This window comes from Paenibacillus sp. FSL H8-0548 (assembly GCF_038630985.1).
Lineage (GTDB): Bacteria > Bacillota > Bacilli > Paenibacillales > Paenibacillaceae > Pristimantibacillus.
Genome location: NZ_CP152049.1, coordinates 2,938,152 through 2,955,535 on the forward strand (window position 1 = coordinate 2,938,152; position 17,384 = coordinate 2,955,535).

Consider the following 17,384-nt stretch of genomic DNA (forward strand, 5'->3'; position numbering starts at 1 on the left):
AAGGAGTGAAATCATCATGAAGATTATTGTCATTGGAGCGGGAATTGCTGGTGCATCAACCGCCTATCAATTGGCTAAGCAGGGAGCAGACGTCCTCATCATCGATCGGAAAGATGAAGGACAGGCTACGGATGCTGCTGCTGGCATCATTTGTCCTTGGCTATCGCAGCGGCGGAATAAGGCATGGTACCAGCTTGCGAAAGCAGGAGCGCGTTATTACCCTGTGCTAATGGATGAGCTTGAAAGCGAAGGAGAAACCGAAACCGGCTATGCCAGAGTCGGGGCCCTTAGTATACATATGGATTCGGAGAAGATTGGCAAAATGGAAGAGCGGGCTTCCAAGCGCATAGAAGACGCGCCAGAAATCGGCGAGATTACCCGGCTTGATGAACATAGGACCCGTGAGCTCTTCCCGCTGCTCGGAGAAGGATATTCTTCCATACATATTAGCGGGGCCGCCCGTGTTGATGGCCGGGCGCTGCGCGATGCTTTGCTTCGATCTGCGCAAAGGAACGGGGCTGAGCTTATTTATGGAGATGCTAAGATTGAATTTCATTCGAACCGTGCAACAGGTGTAATGGTAGGAGTGAATCGCTACCAGGCTGACCTAGTAATCGTTTGTGCCGGAGCTTGGGCGGGGCCGTTGCTGCAGCCTTTAGGTATTGATTTCAAAATAAGTTATCAGAAAGCACAAATCATGCACCTGCTGGCTCCAGATGCCAAACAAAATACTGGCAGCTGGCCGGTCGTTATGCCGCCTTCTGATCAATATCTGCTCGCCTTTGAACAGCAGAAAATCGTGATAGGGGCGACTCATGAAAATAATATTGAAGGCTACGATACGAGGATTACGCCTGGCGGAATGCATGAAATTTTAAGCAAATCGCTTACATTCGCACCTAATCTCGCAGATAGCACATTTCAGGAAGTTAGAGTGGGCTTTCGCCCCTTTACAGCTGACTTTCTTCCGGTCATGGGCGCCATCCCAGAATGGGAAGGACTTCTTGCAGTAAACGGTCTCGGGGCCTCCGGATTGACGATGGGCCCTTATATTGGACTCCAGCTGGCTAAGCTGGCACTAGGATTGGAATTAGATATTGATTTAACTGATTATGACCTTCGTAAATCCATTAGCTGACCTGCAGTTCATTGAACTAACCAGTAGGATTTCTCCCTATTTTGTAGAATAAGTATTCTTATATTTGGATGAGGGAGGCTTTTATGGAAGTTAGACTAAGTGACTATAGTGAAAACTGGATTAATCTTTTTCATGCAGAAGCCGAATTTCTAAAAACAATATTTAAAGATGAAATCGTTCGATTTGAGCATTTTGGAAGCACATCAGTCACGGGCTTGAAGGCTAAACCTGTCATAGACATGATGTGTATCGTAAAGGACATTAATATGATTGATTCATTTAACGAAAAGATGCTATCCCTTGGCTATGACGTTGCTGGAGAGTGGGGCATCCCTGCGAGAAGATTATTTCGAAAAGGCGGAGAACATCGAACCCACCATATCCATTTTTATCAAAGTGATAACCCTCATATTGAACGGCATTTAATATTTAGAGATTATTTGAGAAGCCATCCGGAGGAAGTTGCGAGATACAGCCTTTTTAAAGAAAATCTAGCCAAACGCTTCGAAAATACAAGTGAGTATAGCCCAGCTAAAAAAGCATTTGTCAAGGAAATGGAGCATCTCGCGCTCGTCTGGTTTGCTGGCAATCAAAAAAGCTAAGCCAACTAGGTTATTTTAACGAATAGGTAACGAGAACGGGGGGAGTTTGCTATGTAGCAGCTCCTCTTCTGACTAAATATGTATTAACTTGAGGTGCTTCGAGTCAAATATATGATTATGGGTACACTATCCAAAAATAAAATGGGTGGTGCCATATCATGAAGCACTTTTTGAGCATTTGTTTACTACTCAGCAGCTTATTTACAAATGAAATATTTGCATCGAGTGTAGAACCACTGAGTGATGTTCCGGAATTTGAAGAACCATATATCGAAATCGGGTATAAGTCGGTTGTGGAAGCGTTAAAGGAATGCGAAACCCATAATAAAAGAGAACTAAAATTGCCGATTAAACTACCATCTATAGAGTTTACTCATCACTTAGGCAGATGTGTAAACGATAAAGATAATGATAACGACCAATTACAAATCGAATACCTCCATAAAGCAAAGGGCAAGAACCACTATAATATCGATGTAAGACCTATTGAACAAAAAGTGGATTTTGGGAAGTCGAGGGTAGGAAGGGGGAAATACAAACTAAAAGACGGTAGTGATGCACTTTACTTTACAACAAAATCCCCAAAGACTAGGGGCGGATTTAACATTTTAGTGTTTGAAAAGAGCGGATGGCAGTACTGCCTGTCAGTAGATAGTCGATTAGGCAGCCAACTTACAGCGGATCTACTCATTGAAATAGCGGAATCTATAAAGTAGCTTCAAATATTACGGGTTTAGAAATGGAGTACATCGAAATTTAAAATAGAAAGTCATTAAGCTAACGCGTTAACTGGACATTAAGGGAATGGAATGCTATTTATTTCACAAAAAAAAGATACAGCATATGAACTTATGCTGTATCTTTATAAGTTGAACTTAAGTTTTAGAAACCATGGGTAAAGAAATAACGACCTGCTTGTCGAATAAGAAAGAAAATTATTCGAACAGGCAGGGATGAAATTTCTTTGATTTAACTTATATATATAAGTTGAACTAAAGACACTCCTACATTCTGATGCAAAGACGGTCGATAATATTCATGGGATCTTTCATGATATTAATCATAAATGTTCCTACATTCTTCCGTATCTCAGCGGTTTTGTGATAAAACACATTATTGATGACATCTGCTTTGAGCCACTTCCATAACCCTTCGACTAGGTTTAACTGTGGGCTGTACGGTGGTAGAAAAACAAACTTCAACCGTTGGTTTTCATTCAGGAAGCCCGACAATAGCTTGGCATGATGAATACGAGCATTGTCTAATATGATCACGATTTTGCCAGTCGGATATGCCTCGAGAATTTGGCTTAAAAACGCTAGAAATGCTGCTGCATCATACTGCTCGTCTTCCTTCCAGATGATATTTCCGTTTCCATAGTCCAACGTCGCCAAAAGCTTTACACCGAGATGTTTACCCGTGGTCTTAATCATTCGTTGCTTTCCTTTGGCAAACCATGTCTTCTGAAGTGCCTGATAATCCCGAATCATACTTTCATCTTCAAACAATAAATGATCAATTTCGCCGTTTTCATACTTTTTTTAACTCGGGGAAGGTGGTTTCGACAAACACTTTTTGTTTTTCTTCGTCAGCAGCCGCTAAAGTGTAAGTCGGCTTGGTATAACTGAGATCCATCCGATGCATGAGTTTCGAAACTCCCCGAATAGAGTAGGTTTTGCCGAAACTATTCTTGATGTATTCTCTAATGATTTGGAGTGTCCAGTTGAACTTGGATGTGAACCCTAATTCATGAGGAACACCATCCATAATGGTTTTCTTTAACTTTTCTTGCTGCTCTTTACTCAGCTTTTCGGGCGGTCCTGAAGAAAACTTCATTTGAAGTCCGTCAAGCCCACGATGGAGATAGTGGCGGATATACGTGTCCACCGTGCTTTCTTTTCTTCCAATGTTTACAGCGATTTGGGCATGGTCTTGACCAAGGAGATGCAGCCTTACCGTTTGATAACGCTCAAACATCCGTCGGCTTTGCTCATGTTTCAGTCGTTGCTCAACTTCAATTAACTGTTCCTCTACCGTTTTCACATTCATCACCCGTCCAATAGTTGATCTTAACCTATTCGACGTCAGTCACTTGAAATCCCTTCCAAGTTACATTAGTTCAACTTATATAGTTAGGTTAGTTAGTTTAGAAAATAGCACGATAGGACGAGGCTGTTTCTCCTTAAACTATATAACTTGACTTAAAAAATGAAGATTAAGCGAAGCGAGAAGATCGTTCTGGAGAAACGAAGTGTTCGCCTTTGCAGCCATATTCTTACCTTTAAATGTCTTAGGAAATCAAAGAATCTGGCTGCAACAGCGATTGTAAGAATGATCTACTCGCGCAGCGACCAAAACGTAAATGTTTAGTTCAACTTATATAATGAATTAGTTCCGAGCAAGTTCCTTCCGGACGATCGGTGCTACCTTGGTGCCCAGCAGCTCGATCGCACGCATAACCTCGAGGTGAGGCATCGTGCCGACATTTACATGCAGGAAGAAACGAGTAACTCCTAGATTTTTGCGCAGTAAAATGATTTTTTCTGCTACATATTCGGGATCTCCGACATAGAGTGCGCCCCGAAGACTGCGAGCTGCATCGAAAGCTGCGCGATCATAATGCTGTCTCCAGCCGCGCTCACGGCCAATAATATTCATTTGAGCCTGTGTTGGAGGGAAAAATAAATCTGCAGCCTGTTCAGACGTGTCTCCAACAAATCCGTGCGAGTGCGTAGCAATAGGCAGCTTCTCTGGATCATGCCCAGCCCGCGCGGCAGCCTCCTTATAGAGTGATACGAGTGGAGCAAAGCTCTCAGGCATTCCTCCGATAATAGCAAATGCGATGGGGAGTCCAAGCATGCCTGCACGAACAGCTGACTGTGCATTACCGCCGCTTGCAATCCACACGGGCAAGGGACTTTGAACAGACCGCGGGTAGACGGCAAGGTTATCTATAGCAGGACGGTGACCGCCGCGCCAAGTTACCTTCTCCGATGCTCTTATAGCAAGCAGCAGCTCGAGCTTCTCTTCGAATAATTGCTCATAATCATCCAGGCTATATCCAAATAGCGGAAATGATTCAATGAATGAACCCCGACCCGCCATAATTTCGGCGCGGCCGTTCGAGATGGCGTCCAAGGTGGAGTACGCTTGATATACACGAACCGGATCGTCTGAGGAGAGCACGGTAACGGCACTCGTTAATTTTATTTGTTTCGTCATAGCAGCAGCGGCTGCCAGTACCACTGCGGGTGCTGTGCCTGCATAGTCTGCTCGATGATGCTCACCAATCCCATAGACATCTAGTCCTACCTGATCGGCGAGAACGATTTCCTCAACCGCATTGCGAATTCGTTCGGCATGGCTGATCACTTTCCCGGTTACCGGGTCTGGTGTAGTTTCCAAAAATGTACTAATTCCTATTTCCATGTTAGTCGTTAATTCTGCCATTTTAAAACCTCCTCGATCAATACGAATAGTTTACTATATTATATATGGTTTCTCAACTTTAGTAAGCATTTTCAAAGTATCTGGCTGCAACCGCGACCCTTCAGAATGACCTTCTCGCGCAGCGCCCAAAACTTAAATGTTTAGTTAATCCTATATAGCAAACCTAGATTTCGGGATAAAAACGGAATAATTGAGCTGTTAGTTGCGATGAACTATAATGAAATAAAATATAAAAACATTCATAATCGTATGTAATAGATGTGTTTGACATTGAACAAGGAGGATCGTTTCATTGACTCTACAGCAATTAAAGTACATTATTGAGGTCGCAAATCGTGGTTCGATCAATGAGGCAGCCAAGCGATTGTTTATTTCTCAGCCTACCCTATCCAATGCGATTAGAGATTTAGAGGAAGAAATGCAGCTCTCCATATTTGAGAGATCGAATAAAGGAATTTCCCTCTCTAAAGAGGGTGTTGAATTTTTAAGCTATGCTAGGCAGGTGGTAGAGCAGGCAGAATTACTTGAGAATCGCTATCTCAACGCCAAGCCATCGCCGCAGCATTTTGCGGTTTCCACACAGCATTATGCTTTTGCGGTAAATGCCTTTGTAAGTTTAATTGGGGAGTATGGTCATGATGAGTATGAGCTGTCTTTGCGAGAGACCAAAACCTATGAAATTATTGAGGATGTCAAAAGCATGCGCAGTGAAATTGGGATCTTATATCTCAATGAGTTTAACGGAAAGGTGATTAATAAGCTGCTCAAAACTGCGAATTTACAGTTCAACAGCTTATTTATAGCGAAGCCGCATATTTTCATCAGCATTAACAATCCACTGGCCAAACAATCGATCGTAACGATCGACCAGCTGCAAAATTATCCATACCTGTCCTTTGATCAAGGAGAGTATAACTCATTCCATTTTTCAGAGGAAATTTTGAGCACGCTGTCGCATAAAAAAAGCATCCTTGTGAATGATCGCGCGACACTTTTTAATTTATTGATAGGCTTAAATGGCTATACGATTTCTACGGGGGTACTAAGCGCCGATTTAAACGGTAACGAGATTATACCTGTGCCGCTGGATTGTGAGGAAACGATCAATATCGGTTGGATTTCTCACAAAAACGCATCGCTTTCGAAGCTAGGTGCGGAGTATGTACAGGCACTAATAGCGGCAACATCCCCTTAATGATATTTGATATAGCTATAGGCTATAACTAGATATAGTTTAAACCAGTTACACTATATCCGCGAATCCATGTTATCTTTCTTGTAACAAGTTGTAGAGGAGCTTACAAGATGACGATAAGCAGTGTTTTGGGATATCCCCGTATTGGTGCAAATAGAGAATGGAAGAAAGCGTTGGAAGGTTTCTGGTCAGGCAAGCTGGAGGAATCGGAGTTTCATGGACAGCTGGAGGAAATACGCTTGAATCATCTGCGCAAGCAGCAGGAGAAGGGTATTGACTTAATCGCGGTAAATGATTTTAGTTATTATGATCATATTTTGGATACGGCTGCAATGTTCGGTATTATTCCAAAACGGTTCGCTTATGAAGGCGGCATCGTACCGTTGTCACTCTATTACGGAATTGCTCGTGGAACGAAGGATGCTACAGCAAGTGAAATGACCAAATGGTTCAATACGAACTATCATTATATCGTGCCTGAGCTGGATGGGGCTTTGCCGGTGCTTACAGAGAATAAGCCGCTGACAGCTTACCGCGAAGCGAAAGAAAAGCTTGGTATTGAAGGGAAACCGGTGATCGTAGGACCACTGACGTTCCTGAAGCTTTCCAAAGGCTATAACAAATCAGAGACTGATGTATGGCTGGAGCGTTTGCTTCCACTCTATATTCAGGTTTTGCAAGAGCTTGCGGCAGAAGGGGTTCAATGGGTTCAAATCGACGAGCCGATTCTCGTTACGAAGCTAAGTGCAGATGATTTGCAGCGTCTAAAGACGGTCTATGAGGCGTTTGCTTCAGCCGTACCAGGCCTTAACATTATGCTTCAAACTTATTTTGAATCGGTAGAATATTATAAAGAAATCGTTTCTCTTCCTGTCAAAGGAATTGGTCTTGATTTTGTACATGGCTTATCCGGAAATCTCTCAGCTATCAAGGAGCAAGGCTTCCCAGCTGACAAGTTTTTAGGCGCTGGCGTCATCGATGGCCGCGGCATCTGGAAGGCATCGCTTCGTGAAAAACTGGCGTTGATCGATGAGCTGTCTGGACTTGTAACAGCTGATCAGCTTATTGTACAGTCGTCATGCAGCCTGCTTCATGTTCCCGTAACGGTGGGAAATGAGAAAAAGCTTGCAGCTGAGCTTCAGAATGCGCTTGCCTTTGCAGATGAGAAGCTAAGCGAGCTGGTTCTTCTGGCGAAGGCTCAATCCGAGGGTGGAGCTCAAATAGCAAAAGAGCTTGAAGAATGCGATCGTGATCTTGAGGCATTGAAGCAATCAGGCGTACGCAATCGTACAGACATTAAGCAAGCTGTCGCTGCTATCAGCACGCAGAAGGCGGAACGCAGCGTACCTTTCGCTGAGCGTCATGCCGCACAACAGAACAAATGGCAATTGCCGCTGTTCCCGACAACCACCATTGGCAGCTTCCCGCAATCAGCTGAAGTGCGCAAGGCGCGTCAGCTTTGGCGCAAGGCAGAATGGAGCAACGAGCAATATGCTAATTTCATTCGTGAGCAGATCGATATTTGGATCAAGCTGCAGGAGGAAATTGGACTGGATGTTCTCGTTCACGGCGAGTTTGAAAGAACAGATATGGTCGAGTTTTTTGGTGAAAAGCTTGCGGGCTTTGCATTCACACAGTTCGGCTGGGTGCAATCATATGGCTCTCGCTGCGTGAAACCGCCAATTATTTATGGCGATGTAGCATTCGAAGAAGCGATGACTGTCGAGGAAACGAAGTATGCGCAATCGAAAACCAAGCAGCCTGTTAAAGGCATGCTGACGGGACCGATTACGATTATGAACTGGTCGTTCGTTCGCGATGACATTACACGTGAGCAAATTGCTTATCAGTTGGCCTATGCGCTTAGACAAGAGGTTGAAGCGCTTGAGCAAGCAGGCATCGGTATGATTCAAGTGGATGAGCCAGCTGTTCGCGAAGGGCTGCCGCTTAAAGAAGAAGATCAAGCGGAGTATCTGGCATGGGCTGTCAAAGCATTCCGCATGACTACCTGCACGGTACAGGAAACGACGCAAATTCATACGCATATGTGTTATTGCGAGTTCCATGACATGATCGGTTCCATTGAAGATATGGATGCGGATGTTATTTCCATCGAAACATCGCGCAGCCATGGCGAGCTTATTCATAGCTTTGAGCTGAATACCTACAAGCTGGGTATCGGTCTTGGTGTCTATGATATCCATAGCCCGCGTATTCCTCGGGTAGAGGAAATGACGAGTATGATCGATCGCGCGCTGCGTGTGCTTGATCCGAAGCTGTTCTGGATTAATCCGGATTGCGGACTAAAAACTCGCGGCTACGATGAGACGGTGGAATCCTTGCGCAACATGGTGGAAGCGACGTTGATCGCTCGTACACAGCATTCCGCTTTGGCATAAAGCGTAATGATATGTAATCCTTTATAGCTCTGAAAACATAACAGCAGGCGCTCCTTCATTTTAATCGAATGAGGAGCGCCTGTTGTTTGTGTATGTTGGGCACTGTGCGGATAGTAAAATATTAGCTGCTAATCAAAATTGGTAACTTATTCATGTTTTCATACGTTTAGAATAAAAGAAATACGATAGGAGGTGAGGATAGTGGCTATGCCAAGCAATAAGAGGACGCTATTATTATCAATTGGGGTTGCTGTTGTTGTGATCGTTATTTTCGGAATGATACAGCTTCTACCCAAGTCGTATATGGTTACACTGGAAGGTGTTAAGTATCAGCTGGGAGCTGACAACGCAGCTTCGTTAAATCCAGTTGCTATACACATGGATGGGACGCTAAAGAGGAGTCTTACAGGCAAAAAAACGTTCAAGGGTACGATAGATGTCGAAGGAGAGATACTGCCTGTCCCAGAAGATCAAAGAGAATTGGAGATCAGCTTTAGAAGAGACCAAGCTGGAATCATCACTTACGGCTATTATGAGAATGGACAGCCAAGGCTATATGCCTATGGCGTTTTATATGTAAATAACGATTTAAGCAAGGTTGCGATTGCTATATTTGACAAAGATGATGAGGGAAGCGGAGGCTGGACGGGTGAAGATGGCTGGATGATCACAGCGCCAGCCGTGGACAGAACTAGCGCCTTGACGGCGGCAAATGAGCTGATGAAAGACTATTTAGGAGGCAATTTATTAAAGTGAAAATCCGATAATCATATGCGGATTTCCCGCTGCGTACTTATTTATTTTCGAAAAAGGATGTCGTCATTGCTACAGTGCCTGATCATCTTCAAAAATAATAAATTAAAAACCCTCCGGTGAGGGAGGGTTTAGCTGTTTGTATTTAGAATCCGCGTTGACCTAATTGCTGCTCTGCGATTTGAACTAATTTCTTCGTAATGTAACCGCCGATTGAGCCGGCATCACGAGTGGATAAGTTTCCGTTATAGCCTGTTTGTGAGAATTGGACGCCGAGCTGCTGTGCTGCTTCCATTTTTAACTGCTCAATGGCTGCTCTTGCTTGCGGTACAACTAGTGTATTCGAATTTCTTCTGCTCATGTTAGTTCACTCCTTCTTTGGGTGTAACTTTATTATGCGGTGTGTTTTGTAAATGTATGCAAAAATGTAAAATAAATTTTTGTTTTCAAGTTTCCTGTTTCAAATCTGCATATGGTGTTTATTGTCATAATAGAATCAAATTAGATAAAAACACAGTGGGGAAGTGAAAGCTTATGAGAAAGTTTATTCAATTAGCGATCAGTTTGGCTTTGGTATTCGTTTTTACAGCAGCAGCAGGGGGAACATCGACTGCAGAAGCAGCGTCCGAGAAGGTTTATCGTGAGATCTCGAAAAATGTTACTTATTACGGACAATTGAAAGACGGCAAGCCGCACGGGAAAGGTACCATGACCTGGTATGCGACGAAAACATATTCTGGTGATTGGGTCGACGGTTTCCGTACCGGGAGTGGGAAATATGTGAATAGATACGAGAGTGAAGGCAAGGACTATCTTGTTACTTATGATGGTGAATGGAAAAATGATATGAAATCGGGTACGGGTACTTTATTAACGAAAATTACGGGTATGAATAATAAGGTTGAATACCATAAGATTCAGTTTGGAACCTTTACGAGTGATCGCTTCGCCACAGGCTATTCGGTTAAGCACTCAACAGAAGATCATCCATACAGCTTCAATTATAAAGATGCCAAGATGAACCTTCAAATCTTCGGCACGAATGTAAATATGAAGCAAGCTTGGAAAGATGGGAAATTTCATACGATTCAATATTCAAAAGGCAATGTGATGAAGCATTATTCCATAACTTTTGATGAGAACCCATCATTAGTGAAGCAAAATAAAACGGTATTGACTTATTTGAAAGGTCTTCAGTCAGAGGTTAATCCGCATTTAGTAAAACTAGAGAGCTTGTCGGTTAGAGTTCCTCTAAAATAATTGGAATTTGAAAATAAAAACGACAGGCCTCAAGCAATTTTGGTCTGTTGTTTTTATTTTTAGGTCATTTTTGATGGTGCATGAAGCCTTGCTGTCCCCCAGTACCATAGAAATATGGTACTGGGGGAACTTCGGAAAATATTGTATAGTTACGTTATCCGCAATCGTCAACATTCCATGTTTTCTGGCAGGAGTCGTTATAGGCAACGATGACAGTTGAATAAGGGAGTGCAGGAGGGTGAATAAGCGCGGTGAAGATGACGACAATGATGAAGCAAAAGCTGCAGAAGAAAGCAGCTTTACTGAAGCAGCATGAGGTATATGCTTATCAAGCGGCGTATTTCTTGCTTGAGAACGAAGCACTGGCTGAGCAAGCAGCGACGCAGGCACTGCTTGCAAGCTTTCAGGAGGAATCCTTTTTTTCAGAGCTCCCAGAGAGTCAAATCATAAAAATTAAGCAAAAAGTTATGAAGTATGCCCTATTAACGAAAGCAGCTATGCTGCAGCACACGGTTTAATTCTAATGGAGTGCTGCTATCGGATCTTTTAACCGTCTATGCACGGTTTTTTTCGTATGCACGTACATCATGCATTTCGATCGATCGAGCCATTTTCGAAAGTATCGTTGTTATGCTATAGTTTTTTATAGGAAGCGCAGCACATTTGAGCGAATCCAATGAATACTAGATTGGGGGGAGCTGGGGCAGCATGATTATTGATCTCACGCATAGCATTCAAGAGGAGATGCCGATTTATCCCGGTGATGCGGACACTGTTTTGGAACATTCGAAGCAGTTCAGCAAGGACGGCTACAACAATCATCAGCTCTCGATTAACATGCATGCAGGCACACATATCGATGGACCGATGCATTTGCTGGACATTCAGAAATACATCCATGAATACTCGCTGGACAGATTTTTAGGTGATGCTGTACTGCTTAATGTGGCCGGGGAAAAGTCAATCGACTATAAGGAAGAATACGAAGAGATCATGAAGGATGGGCAAATTGTCGTTATCTATACGGGTCATAGCGATTGTTATGGTCAGCCGGAATATTTTACGGAGTATCCTGCTTTGACAGCGGAATTTGCTCAATTACTCGTTAGGAAAAAAGTGAAGATGATCGGATTGGATACCCCTTCACCTGATTATGCTCCTTTCGACATACATAATATTTTCTTTGAAAACGATATGTTAATTATTGAAAATTTAACGAATATAGAACAACTGCTGGATGTCAAAGCGTTCGAAATCATTGCGCTGCCGCTAGCGATCAGAGCAGATTCTTCTATTGCGCGTGTCATTGCAAGGGTGAAGGAGTAGCATACACAATAAGGGAGGAATAAATAATGGTGGAAATCATATATCATGGTCACTCTAGTATTCAAATCATTGACGGAGACAAGTCTCTAATGATCGATCCTTTTCTTAGAGGGAATGAGCTTGCTGTAACCAAGCCTGAGGAAATAAAGACAGATGTTGTACTTCTGACACATGCGCATGCCGATCATATTTTGGACGCGGATCTTATTGCCAAAAATAATGATGTGGCTGTCGTCGCAAATCCGGAGCTGGCTGCCTATATGTCCTGGAAAGGTGTTAAAACGATAGGGATGAACATCGGCGGAACGTTGGATCTTGGCTTTGCTAAGGCGAAAATGATTCAGGCCTTCCACTCCTCGGGTATTGTTATAGCAGAGGAACAGAACATTTTGTACGGTGGCATGCCAGCTGGTTACATTATACAAATGGGTGGCGTAACTATTCTCCATGCAGGAGATACTGCTTTGTTTGGCGATATGAAAATGATCGGTGATCGTCATGCTATCGATGTTGCCTTCATTCCGATTGGTGACCATTATACGATGGGAGTTGAAGACGCGCTGCAAGCTGCTGAATGGTACAATGCCAAAGTCATCGTGCCCGTTCATTATAATACGTTCCCTGTCATCAAACAGGAAGCAGAAGCTTTTGTTCAGAAGCTGCAAGCTAAAGGAATCAAAGGATTAGTCTTAAAGCCAGGCGAGAAAATGTCTGTATAAGCTAGGCAGTGAAAAAAAGCGAGCTCTTCCTCATGGAAGGACTCGTTTTTTTAAAATATAGGAAAGTATATCATTTCGCCATACTTTCTCTATATTTCTGGGAATGAAACGTGCTGGCGCGGCCAAAGGACGGCGACCGCCGTTTCACCTTGTGCGACTTATGAAAAGGGAATTTAAGGATTGGACACGAATGTTAATAGTTGGATGCTTAATTCGAGGTGATTATGGATGGGAGATATTTTATGAGGGGACGTGCCTTTCTAATTATAGCTGTTGCTCTTGCCAGTTTGCTTTTACTTAATGCATGCAAAGCTACAGTCACGGATACCGTGACTGAACAACAAATGATGGGAATGGAGAAGCCTTCTGAAGCCTTAAAGAGGGTAATCGTTGAAACAGACGGCATGCTTGCAGATGGTTATGGCAGCCCTCATCCATTTGGACTGAATGAGGAAGTTTTAGTTGATTTTGATTTCTATGACAGCAGCGGCATTTCCCGCGGTGATGTTGTCGTATTTAAAACAAGGAACAATACAGACCAGCAAACCGATATTGCCAGAATTGTAGCGCTGCCTGGAGAAACGGTGACGATAAAAAAAGGTACCGTGTATATTAATGGAAATAAATTAGATACCTTTTATGGAAAAGATACCTCATCTGATAACAATGATTCCTTAGCTGCAGTAACACTCAAAGCGAACGAATATTATATCCTTGCCGATATTCGCTGGAGAGGTATGAATGATAGCCAATCCACTAGAGCTGGATTTCAGAAAGATGAAATACTAGGAAAAGTAGTCGGCTACGAGAAGAAGTAAGCTTTGAATTTATCGGAATAACAGAATGGAGGGGTAGAGATGGATTTAGAAACACTCACATTAGAAGGAGAAAGAGTCAAGCTTATTCCATTAAACCATAATCATGTTGAACAATTATATGATGCTGTAGACAGTGCAGAGGTTTGGACGTTTTTGCCTAGCAGAATGGACAGCGTTGAAGATATGAATAAGCTTGTCGAAGGCGCTTTGCATGGAAGAGGGCAAGGGACAGAGATCCCTTTTGTTGTGATCGATAAAGAGACGAATGAGATTGTTGGAATGACAAGATTGCTAAACCTTTCTTTAGAAAATAGAAGCCTTGAAATAGGTTGGACGTGGTATTCATCGAAGGTATGGCGGAGTCGAGTAAATACAGAGTGTAAATTTCTGCTGCTCAGCTATTGCTTTGAGACTTTACATATTTTACGAGTTCAGATTAAAGCAGATAGCCGGAATAATCGTTCAAATCAAGCGATTTTAAGAATTGGCGCGCAAAAAGAAGGGGTATTGCGAAAAGAGCGAGTTTTGTTCGACGGCTATATTCGTGATGCAGTCATTTACAGTATCCTTGATGATGAATGGGCTGAAGTGAAAACGAGATTAATAGGTTTATTGAAGTAGCAGCGGGCTTGTTAGGGGGTCATGACAAGTAGTGTACTTTGTGCAATGGATGACAGCTTAAACCGCATTTCACAGGGCTACACTGCACAAAATGCAGTAGATTCCCGCCCAATTGGCCTATTTGCTTACATTGATACCATTCTATTGCACTTAGTACACTCTGCATTCATTGAAGCTTCCAAGCCGCCTGTTTGATTGTACAAAGTGCAGTGTAGAAATGGCATTGGCTGATCTTAATTAGCTGTAATGTGCTCGTTGCAAATACCCATAGGAACGAAATTGGAAATTCTAACATTTGCTCGGAGGACGATAGGAATTATTATTAATCCCGAAGGACATAGAATTGAATTAATGGCTTGAAAGGAGTACGCTTTTGGCTGACTACGTGCAAGCTGGATTAGTTATTTTGTTATTGATAGTCATTGGATTATTGTGTATCTTTAGATCAAAATCGTCTTCGAGCACTATTAAAATACGCTGGATAGGTTACGTATTGATAATAATGGCCATTTTCCTTGTAGCTTTTGGAATTCTACAGTACTTAGATGAAGCATCACATAGCTATGGACACTAGTTAGGTAATCGGTACTTTATTTTCATCCTTGTGCATGAAGCTAGCTGTAAATAAAAAGGTGGTTGTCAGGTGTAGCTGACGAGTATACAATGTGAAAGGGTAAATTAGAACAATAGTTTTTGCTAGGGAGAGTGCAACAGGTTTGTCGTCTAATGTTATTGCTTCAGCTTTGCTTTCTTTTCGGTATCGTTTAATTACATTATTGCTTGTCGTTGTCGTTGCGGGTATGAGTCAGGGGCTTCTACTGCCTCTGTTATCTATTATGCTGGAGGAATCCGGGATCTCGCCTGACAGAAACGGCATTAACTCGGCAGCTATGTATATTGGAATCTTCTGTACGATGTTTTTTGTAGAGAGACCGGTTATGCGTTTTGGCTACAAAAAGGTTATTCTAGTCGGGATTACTCTTGTTACGATGGCTACGTTTCTTTTTCCATTCACTCATTCTCTTGCGGTTTGGTTCGTTTTGCGGCTCTTAGTAGGCGTAGGAGACAGCTCCCTCCATTATGCGACGCAGCTATGGATTGTGAGCTCAAGTCCCTCGGATCGGCGTGGGAGGTACATTTCTTTATACGGTATGGCCTATGGACTTGGCTTCAGCATTGGACCGCTTGGTATTAACCTGCTGCCCCTCGGAAGAGCGGTACCGTTTCTTGTGTCTTGTTTGTTTTTTACTACAGTGCTGCTGCTAGTGATTAGAATGAAAAATGAGATGCCCGAGCGTATGGAAAAAAGTGCTGCCAGCGGGAATCGATTTGTCAGAACCTATCGCTTAGCGTGGTTTGTACTCATACCAGGATTGCTTTACGGATTAATGGAAGCTTCTATGAACAGCAGTTTCCCGCTCTATGGGATGCGTATTTCTCTGAGCCAGCACTGGATCTCTCTGTTGCTGCTTGCCTTTGGTGTGGGGAGTCTGATTCTACAGTTGCCTCTTGGCATCTGGAGTGACCGAATTGGCCGTAAGCCTGTATTGATTACTTGCGGTATTATTGGCTCACTTGCGTTTTTCGGAATACCTCTGGCTGGAAACAACATCGCATTATTATTCGTATTATTTGCAATAGCCGGTGGCGTTGTCGGATCTTTTTATTCATTAGGCCTTGCTTATGCTGCGGATATTTTACCCCGGGCGATCTTACCGGCAGCTAATGTTATCGCTTCTATTCATTTCAGCATTGGAAGCATTATGGGTCCCACTCTAGGCGGCTTTGGCATACGTTATTATTCTGTGCATAGCATTTTTCTGTTCCTGGGTGCTGCATTTCTCGTATTCGCTCTGCTCGGTTTGGGGTTTCGTCCAAAAGCTCAAGCGAATGCACCTGTTTAGTTGTATTTCGCAATAAATAACCGGACGCCGAGATTATTCGGCGTCCGCTTTGCTTTATTTTTATTTATATTTATTAGCACTGGAGGATTTGTTTTTGGTCTTTTCCTTGTGCTTCTCGTCCTGCACCTGGAGGTTTAAGTCTTCGACCGGAATTGGATCTACCGTCTGCTGGCTTTTAAACTTATCGAACAAGCTCTCGTTTTCCGTTGGATACTGCTCAGGATGGTCGCGAGTTCCTTTTTTGCTTGCTCCGTCTGCGTCCTTCTCGAATTCATTCATGCTCGTCCACCTCATTTCGTTGTTTCCATGGATATACCCATAGGATAGGCTGGTCAAACTTTGCAAGTATTCTCTTTTCACCATTCCATTGTGGGGGAGAGCAACAAAATCTGGAATTTCAACGTCTAATTATCATGGTATTCTGCTACATATCTAACGTTAGGAAACCTATTGAAGTGAAGCGAGTGCAACTGATGTTTTATAAAGGAGATGAACACAATTAGAAGGCTGTTAGTCATATGCTCCCTAATCATGTTAACAATGATCCTTTCAGGTTGTTTAAATACGGACTCCAACAAGCCCAATATGCTGCAGGTAAAGGAGGTTGATTTATTTGCGGGTGATGCGAAGAAATTCCAACCGTTTCTTGGCGCAATGTCTGGAGCGATTAAGATTAATTATACCGGCAGCAAACAATCGATCAGGGCTGATTTAGAGATATGGGAAAATGGAGTGAAAAAAGAAACGTTGAGCTCCTTTATGGGGACACTGATATCAGAGTCAAAACGAGGAGATCGAGTCTTCGATGGTGAATTTATCATATCTGTAAAACAACAAAATGAAATGGACAACGCAAATAAGACACGTTTTAAAATAACGTCAGCTTTTATTGATCAGGGCGGTTCAATTAGTTCAGGTACTGAAGTCGCGGCCGATCTTGCGTTAACGGGCAGCAGGACAATTAATTTCGGGAATCAAGCACAGGAGTTCTCTGAGGATGAAGAAATTGCAATATGGGGATTGCAAGCCTCGGAGGGGATTATGCAAGCCGTTGATTTAACACCTGAAATGCTGAAAAGGGTTAGCTTCGCCATGATTGTGAAAATATCATTACAGGATAATTAATTGCTAATTACTCGAAAATTGTCGCCCTTTGTTGGTTTATTATTATAAATAATTCGACATAAATCAGATTTACA

At 42.8% G+C, this 17,384-nt stretch carries 19 protein-coding genes; 15 read left to right on the top strand and 4 right to left on the bottom strand.

What is annotated here, in order from left to right:
* Window positions 1-13 precede the first annotated feature (13 nt).
* From MHI37_RS12055 to MHI37_RS12065, 3 genes are all read left to right on the top strand, one after another.
* Entirely contained in the window at window positions 14-1,138 is a 1,125-nt protein-coding gene (locus MHI37_RS12055; protein ID WP_076338798.1) for an FAD-binding oxidoreductase, read from the top strand.
* Window positions 1,139-1,221: 83 nt separating this feature from the next.
* On the top strand, window positions 1,222-1,740 hold the full coding sequence (locus MHI37_RS12060; RefSeq protein WP_076338799.1) for a GrpB family protein: 519 nt from the start codon (window positions 1,222-1,224) through the stop codon (window positions 1,738-1,740).
* 158 nt (window positions 1,741-1,898) lie between these two features.
* On the top strand, window positions 1,899-2,456 hold the full coding sequence (locus MHI37_RS12065) for a hypothetical protein (protein ID WP_076338800.1): 558 nt from the start codon (window positions 1,899-1,901) through the stop codon (window positions 2,454-2,456).
* 288 nt (window positions 2,457-2,744) lie between these two features.
* Here MHI37_RS12065 and MHI37_RS12070 read toward each other — a convergent pair.
* Together MHI37_RS12070 and MHI37_RS12075 are read right to left on the bottom strand one after the other, a co-directional pair.
* A protein-coding gene (locus MHI37_RS12070; protein ID WP_342556551.1) for an IS630 family transposase occupies window positions 2,745-3,789 on the bottom strand; the annotation gives its coding sequence in 2 pieces (ribosomal slippage) (window positions 2,745-3,272 and window positions 3,274-3,789; 1,044 coding nt in all).
* Between the two features lie 339 nt (window positions 3,790-4,128).
* On the bottom strand, window positions 4,129-5,190 hold the full coding sequence (locus MHI37_RS12075; protein ID WP_076338801.1) for an LLM class flavin-dependent oxidoreductase: 1,062 nt from the start codon (window positions 5,188-5,190) through the stop codon (window positions 4,129-4,131).
* A gap of 292 nt (window positions 5,191-5,482) precedes the next feature.
* On the opposite strand from MHI37_RS12075, the gene MHI37_RS12080 reads away from it, so the two are divergent.
* The 3 genes from MHI37_RS12080 to MHI37_RS12090 all read left to right on the top strand — a co-directional run bounded on the left by MHI37_RS12080 (window position 5,483) and on the right by MHI37_RS12090 (window position 9,540).
* Window positions 5,483-6,385 (top strand): LysR family transcriptional regulator, encoded by a 903-nt coding sequence (locus tag MHI37_RS12080; RefSeq protein WP_076338802.1) that lies wholly within the window; start codon window positions 5,483-5,485, stop codon window positions 6,383-6,385.
* A 110-nt stretch (window positions 6,386-6,495) separates the two neighbouring features.
* Window positions 6,496-8,784 carry a 5-methyltetrahydropteroyltriglutamate--homocysteine S-methyltransferase gene (gene metE, locus MHI37_RS12085; RefSeq protein WP_076338803.1) on the top strand — a complete coding sequence of 763 codons (2,289 nt, stop codon included), beginning with the start codon at window positions 6,496-6,498 and terminating at the stop codon, window positions 8,782-8,784.
* Between the two features lie 201 nt (window positions 8,785-8,985).
* On the top strand, window positions 8,986-9,540 hold the full coding sequence (locus MHI37_RS12090) for a hypothetical protein (protein WP_076338804.1): 555 nt from the start codon (window positions 8,986-8,988) through the stop codon (window positions 9,538-9,540).
* 142 nt (window positions 9,541-9,682) lie between these two features.
* On the opposite strand, the gene MHI37_RS12095 is transcribed toward MHI37_RS12090, so the two are convergent.
* Window positions 9,683-9,898 carry an alpha/beta-type small acid-soluble spore protein gene (locus MHI37_RS12095; RefSeq protein WP_076338805.1) on the bottom strand — a complete coding sequence of 72 codons (216 nt, stop codon included), beginning with the start codon at window positions 9,896-9,898 and terminating at the stop codon, window positions 9,683-9,685.
* 173 nt (window positions 9,899-10,071) lie between these two features.
* Between MHI37_RS12095 and MHI37_RS12100 the strand changes: the two genes are divergently transcribed.
* The 8 genes from MHI37_RS12100 (at window position 10,072) to MHI37_RS12135 (ending at window position 16,185) form a co-directional block, all read left to right on the top strand.
* A complete protein-coding gene (locus MHI37_RS12100; protein ID WP_076338806.1) occupies window positions 10,072-10,797 on the top strand; it encodes a hypothetical protein in 726 nt (241 codons plus the stop codon).
* A gap of 251 nt (window positions 10,798-11,048) precedes the next feature.
* Window positions 11,049-11,315 (top strand): hypothetical protein, encoded by a 267-nt coding sequence (locus tag MHI37_RS12105; RefSeq protein WP_144023764.1) that lies wholly within the window; start codon window positions 11,049-11,051, stop codon window positions 11,313-11,315.
* 190 nt (window positions 11,316-11,505) lie between these two features.
* Window positions 11,506-12,123, top strand: coding sequence for a cyclase family protein (locus MHI37_RS12110; protein ID WP_076338807.1), 618 nt, complete (start codon window positions 11,506-11,508; stop codon window positions 12,121-12,123).
* 26 nt (window positions 12,124-12,149) lie between these two features.
* Entirely contained in the window at window positions 12,150-12,842 is a 693-nt protein-coding gene (locus MHI37_RS12115) for a metal-dependent hydrolase (protein ID WP_076338808.1), read from the top strand.
* A 242-nt stretch (window positions 12,843-13,084) separates the two neighbouring features.
* Window positions 13,085-13,660 (top strand): signal peptidase I, encoded by a 576-nt coding sequence (gene lepB / locus MHI37_RS12120; RefSeq protein ID WP_076338809.1) that lies wholly within the window; start codon window positions 13,085-13,087, stop codon window positions 13,658-13,660.
* 39 nt (window positions 13,661-13,699) lie between these two features.
* Window positions 13,700-14,281 (top strand): GNAT family protein, encoded by a 582-nt coding sequence (locus MHI37_RS12125; RefSeq protein WP_076338810.1) that lies wholly within the window; start codon window positions 13,700-13,702, stop codon window positions 14,279-14,281.
* A gap of 21 nt (window positions 14,282-14,302) precedes the next feature.
* Complete coding sequence (locus MHI37_RS12130) at window positions 14,303-14,476, top strand: hypothetical protein (RefSeq protein WP_179090291.1); 174 nt, start codon at window positions 14,303-14,305, stop codon at window positions 14,474-14,476.
* Window positions 14,477-14,997: 521 nt separating this feature from the next.
* The gene (locus tag MHI37_RS12135) at window positions 14,998-16,185 is read left to right on the top strand and encodes an MFS transporter (RefSeq protein WP_076338811.1); all 1,188 of its coding nucleotides are present in this window, start codon (window positions 14,998-15,000) and stop codon (window positions 16,183-16,185) included.
* Between the two features lie 60 nt (window positions 16,186-16,245).
* On the opposite strand, the gene MHI37_RS12140 is transcribed toward MHI37_RS12135, so the two are convergent.
* Window positions 16,246-16,464 carry a hypothetical protein gene (locus MHI37_RS12140; protein WP_076338812.1) on the bottom strand — a complete coding sequence of 73 codons (219 nt, stop codon included), beginning with the start codon at window positions 16,462-16,464 and terminating at the stop codon, window positions 16,246-16,248.
* A gap of 252 nt (window positions 16,465-16,716) precedes the next feature.
* Between MHI37_RS12140 and MHI37_RS12145 the strand changes: the two genes are divergently transcribed.
* Window positions 16,717-17,310: a hypothetical protein gene (locus MHI37_RS12145; RefSeq protein ID WP_144023766.1), complete on the top strand. Its 594-nt coding sequence runs from the start codon at window positions 16,717-16,719 to the stop codon at window positions 17,308-17,310.
* Window positions 17,311-17,384 lie beyond the last annotated feature (74 nt).